General features: G+C 33.1%; 16 protein-coding genes and 2 pseudogenes. 1 reads left to right on the top strand and 17 read right to left on the bottom strand.

From position 1 onward, the window contains the following. Positions 1–192: 192 nt before the first annotated feature. From CRO45_RS15855 to CRO45_RS15790, 14 genes and pseudogenes are all read right to left on the bottom strand, one after another. Positions 193–651 carry a hypothetical protein gene (locus tag CRO45_RS15855; protein ID WP_097150604.1) on the bottom strand — a complete coding sequence of 153 codons (459 nt, stop codon included), beginning with the start codon at positions 649–651 and terminating at the stop codon, positions 193–195. A gap of 344 nt (positions 652–995) precedes the next feature. Then, positions 996–1,730, bottom strand: coding sequence for an urease accessory protein UreH domain-containing protein (locus CRO45_RS15850; RefSeq protein WP_097150674.1), 735 nt, complete (start codon positions 1,728–1,730; stop codon positions 996–998). Between the two features lie 26 nt (positions 1,731–1,756). Further along, the gene (locus tag CRO45_RS15845; protein ID WP_097150673.1) at positions 1,757–2,680 is read right to left on the bottom strand and encodes a F510_1955 family glycosylhydrolase; all 924 of its coding nucleotides are present in this window, start codon (positions 2,678–2,680) and stop codon (positions 1,757–1,759) included. A 13-nt stretch (positions 2,681–2,693) separates the two neighbouring features. Continuing rightward, complete coding sequence (locus CRO45_RS15840; RefSeq protein ID WP_097150672.1) at positions 2,694–3,371, bottom strand: response regulator transcription factor; 678 nt, start codon at positions 3,369–3,371, stop codon at positions 2,694–2,696. A 25-nt stretch (positions 3,372–3,396) separates the two neighbouring features. Next, complete coding sequence (locus CRO45_RS15835) at positions 3,397–4,758, bottom strand: sensor histidine kinase (RefSeq protein ID WP_097150603.1); 1,362 nt, start codon at positions 4,756–4,758, stop codon at positions 3,397–3,399. A 68-nt stretch (positions 4,759–4,826) separates the two neighbouring features. Then, entirely contained in the window at positions 4,827–5,360 is a 534-nt protein-coding gene (gene resA, locus CRO45_RS15830) for a thiol-disulfide oxidoreductase ResA (protein WP_036189826.1), read from the bottom strand. Positions 5,361–5,402: 42 nt separating this feature from the next. After that, positions 5,403–6,113 (bottom strand): cytochrome c biogenesis CcdA family protein, encoded by a 711-nt coding sequence (locus CRO45_RS15825; protein WP_097150602.1) that lies wholly within the window; start codon positions 6,111–6,113, stop codon positions 5,403–5,405. A gap of 422 nt (positions 6,114–6,535) precedes the next feature. Further along, positions 6,536–7,153: an NAD(P)/FAD-dependent oxidoreductase gene (locus CRO45_RS15820; RefSeq protein ID WP_097150601.1), complete on the bottom strand. Its 618-nt coding sequence runs from the start codon at positions 7,151–7,153 to the stop codon at positions 6,536–6,538. A 104-nt stretch (positions 7,154–7,257) separates the two neighbouring features. Further along, positions 7,258–7,520, bottom strand: a pseudogene (locus CRO45_RS15815) (heavy metal translocating P-type ATPase); the annotation flags it as partial. A gap of 227 nt (positions 7,521–7,747) precedes the next feature. Further along, positions 7,748–7,942 (bottom strand): hypothetical protein, encoded by a 195-nt coding sequence (locus CRO45_RS15810; protein WP_097150600.1) that lies wholly within the window; start codon positions 7,940–7,942, stop codon positions 7,748–7,750. 2 nt (positions 7,943–7,944) lie between these two features. Then, positions 7,945–9,300, bottom strand: a complete 1,356-nt coding sequence (locus tag CRO45_RS15805; RefSeq protein ID WP_097150671.1) for an NAD(P)-binding domain-containing protein — start codon at positions 9,298–9,300, stop codon at positions 7,945–7,947. Between the two features lie 87 nt (positions 9,301–9,387). After that, on the bottom strand, positions 9,388–9,834 hold the full coding sequence (locus tag CRO45_RS15800) for a MarR family winged helix-turn-helix transcriptional regulator (RefSeq protein ID WP_097150599.1): 447 nt from the start codon (positions 9,832–9,834) through the stop codon (positions 9,388–9,390). Positions 9,835–9,907: 73 nt separating this feature from the next. Then, a complete protein-coding gene (locus tag CRO45_RS15795) occupies positions 9,908–11,149 on the bottom strand; it encodes an MFS transporter (RefSeq protein ID WP_097150598.1) in 1,242 nt (413 codons plus the stop codon). Positions 11,150–11,450: 301 nt separating this feature from the next. Then, entirely contained in the window at positions 11,451–11,732 is a 282-nt protein-coding gene (locus CRO45_RS15790; protein ID WP_097150597.1) for a Fe-S cluster assembly protein HesB, read from the bottom strand. A 74-nt stretch (positions 11,733–11,806) separates the two neighbouring features. Here CRO45_RS15790 and CRO45_RS15785 point away from each other — a divergent pair. Continuing rightward, positions 11,807–13,362: pseudogene (locus tag CRO45_RS15785) on the top strand (IS3 family transposase). 383 nt (positions 13,363–13,745) lie between these two features. Here the strand turns inward: CRO45_RS15785 and CRO45_RS20130 are convergent. The 3 genes from CRO45_RS20130 to CRO45_RS15770 all read right to left on the bottom strand — a co-directional run bounded on the left by CRO45_RS20130 (position 13,746) and on the right by CRO45_RS15770 (position 17,209). Next, positions 13,746–13,910, bottom strand: a complete 165-nt coding sequence (locus CRO45_RS20130) for a hypothetical protein (RefSeq protein WP_170949519.1) — start codon at positions 13,908–13,910, stop codon at positions 13,746–13,748. Between the two features lie 201 nt (positions 13,911–14,111). Beyond that, positions 14,112–14,768: a hypothetical protein gene (locus CRO45_RS15775; protein ID WP_097150595.1), complete on the bottom strand. Its 657-nt coding sequence runs from the start codon at positions 14,766–14,768 to the stop codon at positions 14,112–14,114. A 776-nt stretch (positions 14,769–15,544) separates the two neighbouring features. Further along, a complete protein-coding gene (locus CRO45_RS15770; RefSeq protein ID WP_097150594.1) occupies positions 15,545–17,209 on the bottom strand; it encodes a DNA primase family protein in 1,665 nt (554 codons plus the stop codon). Positions 17,210–17,801: the final 592 nt, after the last annotated feature.

Here is a 17,801-nt window from a genome sequence, read left to right as displayed (position 1 = left end):
AATTGCCCATGATATGATTCCAACAAACGATACTATTGATATAACAATCAACAATCTTGGAAAGGTCAAGGTCAATTATCCTCCTTTAAGTAACGATTCAAAAACTATCAGAATTTCATTTCATTTTATTACATCTCTTTTTAATACTATTCTCTTTATTAAAGTAAACTGCCCAATAGTTGAATAATAAAGTTATAAAAACTCATGAAGAATCGCTTGTCTTGGTATGATACTTTTGATGAATACAATATCTTCTTTGGTAACATTGGGTATAAAGAATTCTGTTCCCCAATGTCCTGAATGAAACATAGGCTTCATAAATTTTTCTAAATTAATTGTGAACCACTTCAACTCACCGTTTATATTTACATTATTATTCAATAGATAATCTATTGTAATTATTGACTTTATAAGTTTAAAGATAGTTAGATTTTCTTCTCTAACCATCTCCATTTTGCTGTTATATAATGATTGGATTTCATTAATCGTATCAATTTCCTCGTTCCAACAATGAATTTCAATAGTGTCTGATTTTGTTAAGAAGAATTTTAATAGTGGAAACCAATAATCATAATTTTCACCAACTGGCTTTGGAAAGGTTGAATTAGCATCTGTATAAACTGGGATATTTATCGTTACATTATAGTACAATACATATTCCACCTTTCTTATTAAAGAAACCTGCCCTTTTAGTTTTAATACATTTCTTCACAATCTCACCTAAATATTAACATAAATATCAAGATTTATTAAAGTGTTGTTCAATAATATGGCCCGATAGTGAAGAAACGAAAAAATCCTGCATATCAACACAGGATTTTTAATCAAAATTTATCAATAAATTATCAATCTTTATTTTAAATAATCAAATTTTGTTTTAAATGATCATTCTTTCTTAGAAAACTACAATATTTTAGGTATTTTTTAATTAGATATATAAAAAGCAAATAAAAAATGCTTAAAAATATTCAAGCATTTTTTCAAACCATTTTCACCTATATTCCCCAATATGTGAGCGTATCAAATAACCCAATAATTATAAGAATTACACCTGCTGTTTTTTGAACAAGTTTTCCTATATTTCTACTATTCTTCATGATTGCTCGTTTTGCATCAAAAGCTTCTAGTAAAGCAAAAATTAGTAATAAAGGAATAGAAGTCGCGAGTCCAAAAACTGCTGGTAGTGCGAAACCATAAGAAGTAGTGACAACGGTAGGCATTAACCAAACAAAAAACAGTACAAACATCGTTGGACAAAATGCGAGTGAAAAACTTGCGCCTAATAAAAAGGAGCCCAGTTTTCCTTCTTTCATTCTTACTGGAATACGATTAGTGATTTGCCCAAGAAATTTCATCTTAAACAAGCCAAGTAGTACTAAACCCGTTATGATTAATAATGGGCCGATTGCTTTTCTGAATATTACAAAGTACTTTGTCAACTCTGATTCAAATGCCTGTCCAAAAATCCAAGCAAGCCAACCTATTAAACTGAAGACAACTACTTTTCCAAATATAAAGAATGCAATTTCAGTCCAAATTTCCCCTTTTTGGATCGTTCTATTTCCATAAAACGTAATGGCACTAATATTTCCGGTTAATTGACAGGGGGCAAATGCGCCAATTAATCCAAGCAAAATTACAACAACAATCGGGGAATGTTCATAGGAATTCAGGAAAACTGAAATTGGTTCGATAATCATTCTACTTATGTCTGATAGAAAACTATACATTGTAAATTCCATTCCATTTCCTTATTTTATTTCGTTAATTCACCATTTGAAGCTAATTTCTCCCAATTAAGTCCATGATCTTTTGTTAAATAAATATTTAAGTTATTTGTAACGATCGTTATTTCTTCATTGTTATTTGGATTAGAAGCAATTAAGATAATAGGGTCTTTCATTATTTCCTCTGGTAGTAAAATTTCTTTTTCATTTGCACTGTCAAAAGTAAATGATTTTAAATAAACATACGAATCATCAAAATTTGTGTAATAGCCACCAGATTCAGTTAATGTAACGTAAGAAATCATGCTTGCAGAATTAAACTTTACTACGTTTTGACCAAAATCTTCAGAAATGTAAAGTCCGTCTTTACTTCCGACAACAAGTAGTTCGCTTTTTGTTGGATGTGTAGCAAAATTAGAAATATAAGAAGAGTCAAAACCGCTTAATGCAGATGAAGTCCAATTTTTTCCTTCGTCCGTTGAATAATGTAGGCCGCCATTTAAATTTTCTGTCGGCATTTCATTAAATACATAAATGGTATTTGTATTATAACCGGCAGCAAGATAGTGGAAATCTATTTCCCCATAAAATGCCAAATTTTCAAAACTTGCACCTTTATCCGTACTTTTAATTAACCCGAAAGGATTTTCAAGGTCAGAACCTTGACCCGGGTGTCCACTTGCAAAGAAACCATCATTTACAGCTTGGAATCCCATATAATCATGTTTCTGACTACTTGCCTCTTTCCAACCTTCTTCACCGTAGGAATATAAACCTGTATGAGTAGCAATAACAACATTATTTTCTCCATTTATATAGCCTGCACCATGAATATGATCTATTTGATTATTTGTTACATTACCGTATTGAAATTCAATATTTCCACCAGAACTACAGGCTGTTAAAACTAAAACTAACATTAAAATGCTAAATATCATTGTATACTTTTTCATAATTAATTCTCCTTTAACTCCACTTATATCCAATTCCCCAAACGGTTTTAAGGAAATCATTAGTTGGTAACCCTGCTTTTCCGAGTTTATCTCTCAAATTACGGATATGGGAGTCTATTGTTCTTATATCCGTATCTGTTTCATATTCCCAAGCAGCGCTCATTAATTCCTCTCTTGTAAACGTTTTTGTCGGTCTTGAAATCATAGCTTTTAATAGATTGAATTCTTTAAGTGTCAGTTGAACAGTTAAATCTAAATAATGTAATGAGTACGTTTCCTGATCTAATTGAAAACTATTAAACTTAATCATGTTTTGTTCCTCTTTGTCTTGAGGGAATCTTCTGAGTACTGCATTTACTCTAGCAACTAACTCCTTTTCATTAAATGGCTTTGAAATATAGTCATCAGCACCGATATTTAAACCTTTAACTAGGTCTTCCTTATCTGATCTAGCAGTCAACATAATGATTGGTACATTTGAAAATTCACGGATTTGTTTACATACTTCCCATCCGTCCATTTCAGGCATCATGACATCTAATAGAATAAGTTGAACTTTTTCACTCTCAAGTATTTTTATTGCTTCATTACCATTCGTAACTTTGATGCACTTATATTCATGAGGAGTTAGAAATAATTCAACTAAATCTAACATCCTCTGCTCATCATCGACTAAAAGAATTGTCTGCATTCCGGACATATCAGCACCCCCTTGATTAGATAGTAATGGTAAATGTACTTCCTATCCCTAATTTACTGTCCACACTAATAGTGCCACCATGTGCTTCAATTAACTCTTTTACAACTGCTAATCCAATTCCTGAACCACCATATTCTCTCGAACGAGATTTTTCAACACGGTATAATTTCTCGAAAATAAAATCTAATTCCTCTGACGGAATACCAATTCCAGAATCAATGACTTTAACTACCGTTTTATCCTTTTTCTTATATGCTTCCAAAATAACTTCCGTATTTTCTTTTGAATATTTCAAAGCATTATCTAATAAATTTACAATTATTTGCCCTAATCGAATAGAGTCAGCATATATTGTAAAGTTTTCGTTACTATTTAAGTTTAATTTGATATTTTTCAATTCAAAGGATGGGGCAACTAGTTTACAAATGTCTTCCAGGAATGGTTGTGAATAAAAATAGGTTTTTGTTACCGTAAAAGAGTTTTCATCCATTCTCGCAAGATCTAACAAGTTCTTGACGAGATCCTTCATCCTATTTGACTCTTCTCCAATAATTTCAAGATATTGCTTTCTTTCCTCGTCATTCAAACCATCTCTCATTGCAACATTTGAATATCCAATTAGATAAGTTAAAGGTGTACTTAATTCGTGTGAAACAGAGGCTAGAAACTCATTTCGATCTTTTTTTAGTCTTTCCAAATCATTGGCTAATTTTTGAATAGAAAAAGACAATTCTCCAAGTTCGTCTTTTCCTAATTTAGGCAGACTAACATTAAACTCGCCTTTACTTAATTTTTCAGTAGCTTCTTTCATCCGGATTAATGGTCTAGTAATCACTTTTGATAAAAAAGCGTATAAAAGTAGAAGTATTAAAAAGCTCATTATCCCCGTTATTACGAAGTGAATGCTCAAGTAGCTAACCATTCGATTAAGAGAGTTTGTACTTTGGAACATTACGACATTACCAGATTCAATGTCACTAATTTTGTATGGGTGTTTACTCACAATGTAAGGAGAGCTTTCCCAATTGGAGATTATTATCTCATCTTTACTTCCTACTGTACCTTTTATTAGTGGGAGATATTCTTCTAATAAGTTGCTATTTATCCCAGAATCTCCTACGATATTCCCCCAATTATCAGTAATAACAACTTCCCTTTCCTCATTCATTTCCATTAGTACAATATGTTTTATTGTAGTTTCAGAGTAATACTCAACTAATACATCTCTATGGTTTGCTCCATTTGATAATAAAAGGGAAAATTCTTCTTCAACTCTAGTATGAACAATACTTCGATGAAGATAGACCATTAAAAAGTATTCCATCATAAGCACTACTATAAAAAAACAAGTAGCTAGTTTTATAGAAATCTTGTTCATAATTATTTGATTCCTCCATCCTCAAAGATAACCTTATTCTTGAGGATTTAAAAGATTAATTTAATCTGCTATTTCGGCAATATCTGTTCCATATAATTGCGTATAGCCGTATCACTCATTTCACCAGTAATAATTTTCTCTATTTTTCCTTCTGGATTTATAAGCACTGTCGTTGGTAAAGGCCTTACGTTATATGAACCCATTACGTCCTTACGTTTATCAATTAAAACCGGGAATGTCAGTTTTTTACGGTCAATGTAGTTTTGAACTACAAAATCCGATTCCGCGATATTCACTGCTAAAACCTGAAGTCCTTGTGTTTTATATTCGTGGTAATAACGATTGATTATTGGGAACTCTCTTTCACACGGTTCGCACCAAGTACCCCAAAAGTTTAAAAAGACACCTTGCCCCCTATAATCAGATAACTTATGTTCTTCTCCATTCATATCTAAGAGTACAAAATCCGGTGCTAAATCGCCAATTTGTAAAACTGCAGCTTTTTCTTTCGTTAAGCTTGTATATATCGTAAAAACTATTGCTGAGAATAATAACAGTAGAATTATAAATCTTACTACTTTTCGTCTCTTTTTTTTATCCATAATTATATATTATCCTCCCTTATATACCCGTCATGTAAGTCATTAAAATCCCGTAAACCCTCCGAAGTATGGTGTTAAAAATGCAATAATCATTGTCATCAGATCAAAGTATAATAGAATACCCATTAGGATCATTAAGATCCCACCTATTTTCATAAACAGGTCGCTTCTTTTCTGAAGAAATTTCATTCTCCCAATAAATAGTGACATGACTAGGAATGGAACTGCAAAACCAAGTACATAAAACAGCATATAAATAATCCCTTGGTTTGGATTTGATATTCCTAACGCAATAACACCTGCAAGAATAGGACCCGTACAGGGTGTCCAACCAGCTGCAAAACCTATTCCAATCAAAACGGAACCAATATATCCTTTAGGTCTTTTCTTAAACTGGATTCTTTTCTCCGAACTTAAAAAATCAAATTTGAAAAAACCTAGAATTACTAATCCAAAGATAACCATAAATAGTGCACCAATTTGTCTAAGTAATTCTTGATACTGTATAAATATTTTTCCAATAATTGAAGTTGAAAGTCCTAAAGCCAAAAAGATAATTGAAAATCCAATTAAAAATAATATTGTATGGATTAGTGCTTTTTTTTGAAATATTCCTTTGTCTTCTTTCAATTCATTAAAGGACATTCCAGTAACATATGAAAGAAATGCAGGATATAGAGGCAAAGAACATGGTGAAATAAATGATAAAAGTCCCGCTCCGAAAGCAAGAAAGATAGTTAACTGTTCAGCCAAGAAATTTTCACAAACCTTTCTTCCGATTTAATGAAATCGATTATTAGTAAACAACTCATTAAGAGTATAAATAATAAATGTGCAGAATTTATGAAGAAAGAATCGATGTATAGAATAATAACTCCTACTCATAAGAATCCATTAACATCTTTCACAAAAATGCACGGCATACTAAAAAGACGTTTATCCTATTGGATAAACGCTCAATTATTATTATAGTAAACGATCTTTTTTAAATTAATGGTAGCACGAACCCCCACAACTTCTTCCTTTAGCTAATTCCATAGCCTCATACCCTGAATCTTTAATAGCTCTATTAAATGTTATTTCCACTTTTCCATCAAAAAGTTGTACTTTGATAGATTCAACCCATTTAACCTACTTTTTATCAATTTATTTTTTATGAAATAGAGAAATTTATATTAACTTATTAAATAATCTCTACCTATCCGTTTTAAAAATTTATAGAATGTCTCTCGCTTTTTCCCCAATTCTGAATAAATAGCAATAATTTTTTCTACGGTATTGTATAATTGTTCTGGTGTAAGATGCTCCATCAGCAAGACACCGACCTCGGCGTCTTTCCCCTTTGCTTTTCCTCCAACATATAAATTGTAATGATCTCTAATCTTCATAACACCTATATCGCTTAACATAGGTTCACCGCAACCAATCGGACAACCTGTATACGCAACTTTTAGGGTAAATGGTACTGGTTTCCCAGCTATACGACTATTTAACTCTTTTGCTATCGGCATTCCTTCCTCTTCTTCCCCTTTGCAAAAATTACAGGTTCTTAAACTTTTTACAAAATTCCCAACTGGATAACATACTAATCCTACACTTTGAAATTCCTCTATAATATTTTCCTTTTTTTCTTCCGGGATTTCTATATAAAGTTGTTGGAAGGTAGTTAACTCAAGTTCTTCATCTTCATTCAAATACTTTGATATTGTAACAAGTTGTTTTGAGTTGAGTTTTGCTCCAAATCCTATTCCTCCATTTATGGCAATCTTAATTTTTTTACCACTGTCCTCCATATAATTTACCTCCTCTCCCATTCGTCTACTATATGATGATAAAGTACAAAATAATAGATATTATACACCTGCCACTAAATATAGTAACACCTTACATCAAATATCTAATTTTGTAATTTTACTCTTTGTAAGCACAATGTATTTAAAACAACCGAAACGGAACTGAACGCAATCGTTGCACCCGCAACCCATGGAGCAAGCAAACCTATTGCCGCTATTGGATCCCGATAGTATTATAGGCAAATGCCCAGAATAAGTTTTGTTTAATATTACACATCGTTTTGCGACTCATTAAAATAGCTTAAGCAATTTTATTTAAGTCGCCTCGAATCAATGTAATATCCGCTACTTCCATCGCAAAATAGGTTTTTACTTACTTCATTCATTCACATTTACATAACAATTAGGCATCTTCTAAATATAGAAAACAGCATTTCCCTATTTTATACAAGAATATGCTGTTCCTTTTGTTTTAACTAACCTATTGAATTTTTTCGTGCGATTCTAAAGTAGTACGTCTGATTGTCTATTCAAAGTTTTGAAGAACTAGTGATGCTTTTTTAATTCTTTTAGCGAGGCGTTTGTGTTGAGTGCCTAAGATAAATCTTTAACAGCCTCCATAAAGTTAGAATAGGTATACTCTCCAAAGGAAAGTACATCTCTTTTAAAGAAATGTAACTCCATATGATCCTTTGCTTGAACCAAAGAACATTGTTTGGCATTCATAACAAGCTTTAGATATGAAACAAAATACTCCTTAGATAATTTCCCGCCACTATTAACAATCACCTTTATCCTCCACAACATGAAGATGAGCTTTGAGTAACTAAGGTAATACTACATACCCCAGTTTCAGGCAATTCAAGTTCTACTTTTTTTGATGCCTCAATATCACCTGCTAAATAGGCAACAACCGAACGAATTTGTTCATAACCTGTTGCCATTAGGAAAGTAGGCGCTCTGCCATAACTCTTCATCCCAACAATGTAGAAGTTTTTCTCAGGTTGTCTTAATATTTCTTCTCCGTGAGGACGAACTGTTCCACAACTATGAAGGTTTGGATCAATGAGTGGAGATAGTGCTTCTACACTTTCCGTTCCAGCATCAACACTTAATCTAATTTCACGTAGGTAAGAAAAGTCAGGTCTACTTCCAGTGTTCGTGATAATTTCATCAATTCCAGATAGTTTGTAATCAGAACCTTTATATTCACCCCTCAACTCAATACCATCATTAGATTTACTTAATTGATGAATATTAAATGGTGTAATTACTTGAACTTGCCCAGCATCAACTAATTGATGAATTCTACGCCCCAATGCCCCTCTCGCTTCAAGTGCATCCTTTTCCTCACCACCATAGGCATCTTCCACTTTTTTCTTTCTCATTACCCAAAAAATTTCTACATCTTTTCCTAATTGAGAAAGTTCTAATATTGTATTAATTGCTGAGTGTCCTCCCCCAACTACCGCAACTCTTTTACCAATGTATCTTTCGCGTTGACATCCTTGAATATTTGGAATGCCGTAGAAAATATGATCGTGTAAATTTCGCTCTTCTGATGTCCAAATATTATCCGCATTGACAGGGTTAGGTTGTGACCATGTTCCCGTTGCATCAATAACTGCCTTTGCCTCAATTCTTTTTGTAATACCTTGTTGTTCAACATATAAAACAAAAGATGTTTGATCACGACCTACATCCTTCATCTTATCTAGCCCCTTTTTGCTGATTGAGACTACTTTTGAGTTTAATTCAAGATGTTCTTTGATTTCAGGTAAATTTGCTAATGGTTCTAAATAAAGTTCAACTAATTCCTTACCTGTCGGAAGCACCTCAGCAGAAGGAGCTTTCCAGCCATTTTTTATTAATAGTTCTCTTGCAACTTTGTCAATGTTGTATTGCCAAGTTGAAAACAACCGAACATGGCTCCATTCATTAATATTACTTCCAACTTGCGAACCCGCTTCTAAAATTACAAATTTTTGACCTCGTTCAACTAAGTGTGCAGCTGCAGCTAATCCTACTGGACCAGCACCAATAACAGCAATCGGTAATTCATTTAAATCATTTTTCAAACTTGTAGTTTCTTCAGTTTTAGCCCCGCAACATTTTTGTTGGTTCAAAATTTCTAATTTATTATCCATCATAGTAAAACCTCCATTTTCAATTTTTGATTTATTTACTTGCAAAATGCAAGTATTGTTTATAAATAAAAGCAAGATTGCTCTTGCTTAATATAATGGTGTGCAACAAACTGAAGATTTTGACATCGCCCCGTTTAACAACTGAAGTGAACGAATGACAGTTTCTCTTTCAAATTCGTTCAAATGAGAAAATACTTCATCTAAATAGGCATTCATAGAATGATCAATACTAGTTGCCACGAATTTCCCTTGTGTAGTAAGACTTAATAACGAAACACGTTTATCTTGTGATGAAGGTGTTTTTTTCACTAATTCCATTTTTACCAATGTTTGAATTTGTCTGCTGAATGTTGTTATATCCATTGCCAACGTTTCAGCGATCTGCTGCATGGACGGAGTATTTTGTTTATCAATTTCATAGAGTATATGACTTTGAACAGTTGAAATGTCAAACCCTCCAACTGAGCAGCAATTTTTATTTAGTAATCCAAATCTTCGTGTTAGTACATGAAAGATTTCACGTTTATTTTCCATCTTTGCACCTCTTAATAATATTTATACTTTATTTACTTGCATAATGCAAGTTATTCTTAATGAATTTTTATTTTTAAAAGTTTAGATGCTCTCTCTTCTGACGTTCTCTCAAATATGATGGTAGCCATAAGAAAGCTAAAATAAGAAATATCCCTGCTCCGCCTATATAAATGTATGATAATCCATTATCCAAGCCTAGCAAAATAAAACTAATAAATGGCCCAATTGAAGCCCCTAAATCTTGAACTATAGAATACGTTGTAAGAAATGACACAACATTTGTCTTTTTCGATGCATCCAAAGCAATTGCGTCCACAATAGTAGTTAGTGCAGTTGCTCCTATTAGTACAATTAAAATGATCATAATAAATAGCATTATTGGAAGGTCACTTGATAACATACCAAAAGTGATACTAGTAAAGATTAAAGAAATTAATAATAATGGTATCCTTCCCCTTTGCCCATCAGACCAATGTCCAAAGCGTTCGCCTAAAAAAGGCTCCCATACCCATCTAACAGATAAAATAACACCTGCTAAAAATGTAACGTTTAATATAGTACCAAATAAGTGGATTCTTTTTCCATGGTGATATTCAAGAATAGAACTTAAAGTGGATATGAGTACCCCTTGAAATAATAAGGTAATACAAAAACCTGTAATGATAATCGTCAAGTTTCTTCTTGTAATATGATGTATTAATTTAGTTTTCTCATCGGTATTTTCAGAAGTATCCTCTTTTCCTGAAGATCCTCTTTTCATATATAGTAAGATTAAAGGAAGACCTGTCAGAGTCATACAACCAAATAGAATTGATACTATATCTAGACCGATAATCGGTACTAGAATTCCTCCTGCCAGCATCCCAACTAAACTACCTAAACGGTAAATACCGTTGTACAATCCAATTGATTTCCCCCTACTATTCTCTTCAGCATGAATTGCAACAACAGATAAACCTCCAATTTTAAAGAATGACCAAGCAATTCCCCAAATTCCTCGTAATATCATCCAAGCAACAAAACCATTAAATAAACCATAACCTAAAGTAGTTAAACTGCCTAAAATAATTGCAATTATAAATCCTGTTTTAAGTGAGATTTTCTGATATAGCCATCCTATAATTGGATTGATCGGTAATCGTATAAAACGATTAATCGATAGGAGAACACCAACTTGCCATATGGAGCTAAGTCCCGCTTCTTCCCAAAATATAGGTAAGGCAATGTACAACATTGAATCTCCAAAAAGACTGATCGCTGTAATCACAGCAACAATTACGATTACTTGGGAGTCATTTTTCTTTAAATTGGACATTGTTAAGCTCCCTCTTCATATATGTCTATAATTACAAATATTAACTTATTTACTTGCATTATACAATCACTTTTTGCGATACGATTTAAAATCTGTAACAACAAACATTTTGTTAAGACTCTACAATTAACTATTTTAAAACAATTTCAGAGTGAGCTATCTTTATTTTTTATTTAACGATTTTATAAATTTATTTGAAAACTACAACTAACTTGAAAAAACGTTCAATAAAAAAGACATTAATCCTTTTAGATTAATGCCCATTTCTATTGATTTAATCATCTTACGTATGAAGTTGTCTCTAGCAACTCGTTGGTGTATATCCAATCAGAACTAGACCTATTTCGCCTTGTTCTTCTTCTGCATGAATTTTTACGTCAGTTAATTGTGGGGCAATACTAGCATCTATTGCAACATTAATGCCCTCAATTGTTTGAACTGTATCTGTTTCTTGTACTGGATCAATTGCTACGCTCAAATGCATTCCACAGCAGCCTTGTACCCCAAAGAAACGTAATGTTTTTACCTCTGAATCAGCTAATATTTGGTCTAAATAGTTTTTACCTTCTGCACTTATTTTCAATCCCCCTCTGTTAGGATAGATGTCGTACGGTGCTAACGTGTTATGATAGAGAAAATCACACGGAGGTCATCGAGATGACAAAAGATCGAGTAGTATATTCCACTGAACGAAAAAAGGAAATTATCAACCGCATGATGCCCCCACACAACGAATCGGTATCGAAATTAAGTGAAGCAGAAGGTATTAGTGAAGCGACTTTATACAAATGGCGAAAAGAGGCACGTGAAGCTGGAATGGTTACACCTGGTAATGACCAAGTGAGCGAAAAATGGAGTAGCCAAGATAAGTTCCTGGTCGTTATGGAAACATTTACTATGACGGAATTAGAGTTGGCAGAATACTGCCGTAAAAAAGGATTGTATCGTGAACAAATTGAATCGTGGAAGAAAGTTTGCCTACAAGCGAATGGGCAAACTGTCGATCAGTCAAAGCAATTAAATAGTGCATTGAAAGAAGAACAAAAACGTGCAAAACAATTAGAAAAAGAGCTTCAAAAGAAAGAGAAAGCACTTGCGGAAGCAGCTGCCATATTACTACTTAGAAAAAAGGCCCAAGCGATTTGGGGGGACGAAGAGGACGAATGATTAGCCCGTCAAATCGCGCACTAGCAGTAGAACTCATCAAAGAAGCGAATCAAAATGGTGCGCGATTAGCGAAAGCCTGTGAAGAACTTCATATCAGTGTTCGTACCTATGAGCGTTGGGTAGTAGAAGGTGGCGTAAAGGTGGACGGACGTCCCCATGCGAAACGTCCAGTTCCAAAAAATAAATTATCTGAAGAAGAGAGAACAGACATTTTAGAAGTTGTGAAGCAAGAAGAATTTGTGGATCTACCACCAACTCAAATTGTGCCCAAACTAGCAGATCAAGGTACATATATTGCATCAGAATCAACATTTTATCGTATCTTACGAGAAGAAAAGATGCAGCATCATCGTGGACGTAGTCAAAAACCAATGAAAAGAATACCAGAAAGTCATTTGGCCATTGGCCCAAATCAGGTATGGACATGGGATATCACATGGTTAAGCGGACCTGTGAAGGGGCTATTCTATAAACTCTATTTAATTCTTGACTTGTTTAGTAGAAAAGTAGTTGGCTGGGAAGTTTGGGAATCAGAAGAAGCAAAATATGCAAAACAATTAATTCAAAAAGCAGTGGTTAATGAAAAAATCAAGGGGGAACCACTTGTATTGCACTCAGATAATGGTAGCCCTATGAAAGCTGCGACGTTTCAGGCTTTACTTGAGAAAATGGGGATTCAAAGTTCATTCTCTAGACCAAGAGTGAGTAACGATAATCCCTATTCTGAGGCGATGTTCCGCACACTGAAATACCGTCCGAATTTTCCAAGTAGAGGTTTTGAAACGCTAGATCAAGCAAGGAAATGGGCTAGTGAGTTTGTATATTGGTACAACGAAGTACACTTACATAGCGGGTTAAATTATGTAACGCCCGTGCAATGTCATACAGGTGTGCATACAGCCATTTTGGAGAGACGAGAAGAAGTTTATGAACAAGCTAAAAATAAGCACCCAGAACGTTGGGCGCGTCAGACTCGTAATTGGGCCCCGCATGAAAAAGTGGCGTTAAATCCAATGCGTGAGGAAACAAAAGGTAATCGGAAATAAATAAAAACTCCCTTTTCCACGTGATTTTGATTGAAGCACGCTTTTCCCTTCAATCAAAATCATGGGGTGAGCAAACGCAGTGCGCTAGCTTATATAGACTTAGGGAATTAAAAAGAAGTTTACTATCATAATAAACTAGCAAAATGCGACAACTATATTGACAAACACCGTAGCAATAACTCTCTACAAGACCTTTCATACTCACCTATGAGCCTTATAGACAACAATAAATAGAGAGCCAATAAAGAGACTTAGAAACACAGCCAACTCCCACTTATTGCTTGTCATACTAATTATTAGATTAATTCCATAAACCACTACAAACAACATACAAACCACTGAAATCAAGCCAACAACTCTTAAAAGCAAAAAGTCACTATTCTTCAATCAAAGTCCCCCAGAATACTTTTTAAACGATATGTAAAACTTGCATACACGATTTCCAAATCAAAATCTGTTATAGTCTTTCTCTCTTCCTCCAATTCTTCGAGTAGTTCTCTCAGTTCTTCAGGAAGAGTTTTCTTTTTTTCGAATACTATGTCAGTCACTCTCATTTTCTCACCTACCTTCTTACCTAGTATTTTCTATTAAAGGAGAAGCAATCAGGGTTAATAATCCGTAACCACTTATCCTACTACTTCAGTTAGACATTGACAATGCAAGCCCTTTTTTCATTCATAGTTTTTTTACTTATTTTTGAGAGAGAGAAAAAGGAAGAATATCTCTACTCTTCCCCTTTCTCACATTTGTTATTTAATTCTTTTGTGATTTTTTTGTACTTCTTGTGATAACAACTTGCCATAAAACTTCATTGAAAAATTTGCCGTTTTACCACTCAGTTGATTTCCTGTATCTTGACAGTATGCATCTACAAATTCCAATGTATCTGGATATTGAACCTGTTGCGAGTAAATCTGTTGTGGTAAATTATATTTCTGTTGCGTGTTTTGTTGTTGGAAAGAAGGATTGTAAGAATCCTGTATTACTTGTCTACTGTCTGCTACTGAATGACTTCTCTTTTTCGGAACTACATCTAACCCCATGATTCCACAAGCATTTTTTATACTATCTTTATATGCTGATTTGAACAAGTCTCCTGATTCTTGACCTTTTACGAAATCAGAATTTCCATAACCTTCTGAAACTTTTTGCTCGAAAATATATAGTTCAGAGCGGATAACAACACTTGTATTAGTTAATTTTTCACTAACAACTTTTGCTTTCCAATTGTTAACACCTAGTTTTTCATTCAGAACTCTTATAACATCATCAGCCTTTTTAAATGGATAGCCAGTACCACTCATTATCTTAACCTCAATACTGTTAATACCTTCCTCTAACTGTCTCCAAATCAACTCTAATTGTCCTCCATTTAATTCTTCATATTTTAATGACTTTTTAAACATATAGATCAACCTCCTTGATTAGTTTCTTAGTGCGGCTGGTTTTCAACAACTATATATGTGTGTGAACTAAACGGGTTATGTCAGCCCGTGAAAAATATTTATACTTTACAGTTAATTACATGTAATAAGAATCCTTTATTTTAAGATAAAACTTCCCACTCTATAAATTTGATTATTCAGATAGGATTAGTTATAATATAGTTATCTACTCGATACAGTAGAAACTTATTAACATATATAACAAACTTCCTATATGAACGTTAGAAAAGTGTGTGTGACGCTAACAAAAAGGAGAGACGAGGGGTATTAATATACTTGTCTCTCCTTTTTGTTTGAAATTCAACATTAAAATGGCATATTGACATAAAGCATTGGCAATCTCGTTTATGAAACCATAAGAAAGTGGCACGTAATACAAAAAGTGGCATAGAAATAACACCTAAAACACTTGATATTACTACATTCTTAATATTATCTGCCATTTTGCCTCTTAAAATAAACTATTATATAGAAAAGTAATTTATAGTTATGAAGAGTATTAGGTGTGGCATTTTGGCAGAATTGACTTTTGAAATAACACAAACCCTTGATATATAAAGATTTCTTAGGTTTTAGCATAAAAATATCTGCCGATAATTAACCGTTTTCTTTTGTTTTTAACTGTGATTTACCACACAATTAGTAGCAAAGTGGCATTTTAGCCAACAAGAAAGGGACTGAGTAGTACACCCAATCCCTTTCTTGTTGGTTATTTAACTATAATCATTTTGTTCTGTTTACGTTCTCAAAGAATGAAAGTGTTGTATTTCTTGTGTGTTTAATGTAATACCTTTTAGATATCCACGTATATTCCGGACACGATGTTCAGTATTAATATCAAATTGCATTTCTAAAATTCGTTTAACTTGTTTTAATGATTTAGAAGTTTGTTCAAGTTCTTGTTCGCAATAGGCAACATAGAATTTCATAAATTCGTCTTTATGAACATATCCTTTTTCTTCAAGAGTACAGCAGTTTTGAACGAATGAGATAACACTGTTGTTTTCTTCCTCATATTCTTGCAAGATTTCATTGATATTTTCAGGAATATCAAACTCAAAGTTATTATTCATCATTTCGTGTAATGCAGTAAAGGCCATCGTTGCAACATAATCTAAATCATTATTTTTAATATTATCTTCTAATGAACGGTCTTTGAATTTTACTTTTTCAGTAAACGGAACTAAGATTACACGCTCATAGAATGCAGATGACGCATCTTGTGTACTTATTGTTGGCAATGTGTTGGCAGCAAAAATGTATTTTGCAATTGGTACAAAAGAGAATGGTTGTCCAAATTTTCTTTGAGCCGTAATTCCATCTTTACCTGCTAATTGTTTTAATAACTCTATATTTGACACTGCTTCTGAAGATAATTCAGAGTTTATATTGACAACTTTTCCAAATAGATCAGCAGTTGCGTATTTATCTTGTGTAAATTCTTTCAACTCTCTGTGTAGCCGTGCTGATTCTGGAAGCAGAGCATTGATTGTTGTGTTAAAGAAAGTTGATTTACCAACATCTTTATCTCCGTAGAAGATAAAAAATCTTTTCTTCTGTGTAAAGAATAGAGACATACTATAACCTAGTATTTGCCAAACTAATTTTTGAACTCCTTTATCTGGGAAAGTAAAGTTATAGAAGTCATTAAAGTATTTAGATTTTGCATTTTTATCGAAGTTTGCATTGATTTGGATTGTAGTTTTTAACTCCATAGTATGAGGAAGTAACTTCATAGTTCTTAATTCTAATATACCGTTCTTAAAATTGACAAGGTAAGGGTTTTTATTTAAGTCCTTTGCCATTGCACTAACTGAACGAGTATTTGTCCACAATTCAGCAATATCTTTTATAGTATTTGTTCCAACTAAATCATCACCTAGTAGATCTAGTTCTTCTTGGATTATAATTTTTATTTCATTGTATGGCTTCTCAATGTAAACCCCATCTTCATAGAAGTATTTCATTTTAAAAACATCAAGCATCGGATACTTAACAACTAAGTATTTAGTAAACATATTTTTATTTAGACTTCTTGTTGTCTTAACTATTTCGTCCTGCTCATTGTAAGTATGTACTTCTTTAATGAATTTAGGTTTTATGATTTGCTCACCTTTTGCATTGTACCCTTTTCTTGTAAAGAACTCAGCAAGTTTCCTTTCCCTTTCTGCTACCTCTCTCTTTTTCTGTTCAAGAAGATAATCTTTTCCTTCCTCTATCGCTAACTCTTCTTCTGTCATAGTTACGAGTTGAATAACTCTTATAATGTCTTCTGAATCGATCACTTCAAGCAAACTGGCTTGTAACCCCACTGCATCAGTAACATTTGATTTAAAGTTACTAATAGCACCCTTAATAATTTCTTGTTTTCTTACTGAATATTTGTTTAATAATTCGTTCATATGTATCCCTCCCTTTCTGCCTAACGGCTATGAGGAAAGGGTTATAATGTAATGCAGTTAATGTATTTCCTCCATATAGATATGAACATTTGAACGGTGTGTGTGAAATCCGTTCGTGCTTTCTTTCGCAATTATCATATTGAACAACAGATACAAAATCCCTTTTATATTTTTAAAAATTTTAAATATTTTTTTTATTAAAAAGTAGGACTCACCTCCTCTTTCTATAACTTGTTAAGTAGGAGATGTTGTTATGGTTATGATTGTTATGATTTCTTCTTAATTAAGTAAAGAATTAACGATAGAGAACGATTTAACACTTGAGGAATTAAACAACTTGCGCTCTCACTACGATGCACTCTCTCTTACCAAACAAGAAGAAATAAAACATCGTATACTTAAACATCAAAGACAAGAATATGCAGCTCTATTCAAAAAAGAGGCAAAGGTTAGATAGTCGGAGAGAATAGTAAAACTTGTTATATACGATAGCATAGTGTATTTCGCAAGTAAAAATTGAGCCATTTATTAATTAAAAACTGAGCCACTTAAACCGAACTATTTTCTAGCCATTCTTTTGTATCTAATATTC

This window comes from Ureibacillus acetophenoni (genome assembly GCF_900220965.1).
GTDB lineage: Bacteria > Bacillota > Bacilli > Bacillales_A > Planococcaceae > Ureibacillus > Ureibacillus acetophenoni.
Note: the sequence above shows the minus strand (reverse complement) of the source record. Positions and strands in the feature narration are given on the sequence as shown.

Excerpts from the sequence above, each read along its gene's own strand:
- CRO45_RS15840 (WP_097150672.1), bottom strand. The coding sequence starts at position 3,371 with ATGCAGACAATTCTTTTAGTCGATGATGAGCAGAGGATGTTAGATTTA.
- CRO45_RS15845 (WP_097150673.1), bottom strand. The coding sequence starts at position 2,680 with ATGAAAAAGTATACAATGATATTTAGCATTTTAATGTTAGTTTTAGTT.
- CRO45_RS15820 (WP_097150601.1), bottom strand. The coding sequence starts at position 7,153 with ATGGAGGACAGTGGTAAAAAAATTAAGATTGCCATAAATGGAGGAATA.
- resA (WP_036189826.1), bottom strand. The coding sequence starts at position 5,360 with ATGGATAAAAAAAAGAGACGAAAAGTAGTAAGATTTATAATTCTACTG.
- CRO45_RS15775 (WP_097150595.1), bottom strand. The coding sequence starts at position 14,768 with ATGTTTAAAAAGTCATTAAAATATGAAGAATTAAATGGAGGACAATTA.
- CRO45_RS15805 (WP_097150671.1), bottom strand. The coding sequence starts at position 9,300 with ATGGATAATAAATTAGAAATTTTGAACCAACAAAAATGTTGCGGGGCT.
- CRO45_RS15835 (WP_097150603.1), bottom strand. The coding sequence starts at position 4,758 with ATGAACAAGATTTCTATAAAACTAGCTACTTGTTTTTTTATAGTAGTG.
- CRO45_RS15850 (WP_097150674.1), bottom strand. The coding sequence starts at position 1,730 with ATGTATAGTTTTCTATCAGACATAAGTAGAATGATTATCGAACCAATT.
- CRO45_RS15800 (WP_097150599.1), bottom strand. The coding sequence starts at position 9,834 with ATGGAAAATAAACGTGAAATCTTTCATGTACTAACACGAAGATTTGGA.
- CRO45_RS15770 (WP_097150594.1), bottom strand. The coding sequence starts at position 17,209 with ATGAACGAATTATTAAACAAATATTCAGTAAGAAAACAAGAAATTATT.
- CRO45_RS15795 (WP_097150598.1), bottom strand. The coding sequence starts at position 11,149 with ATGTCCAATTTAAAGAAAAATGACTCCCAAGTAATCGTAATTGTTGCT.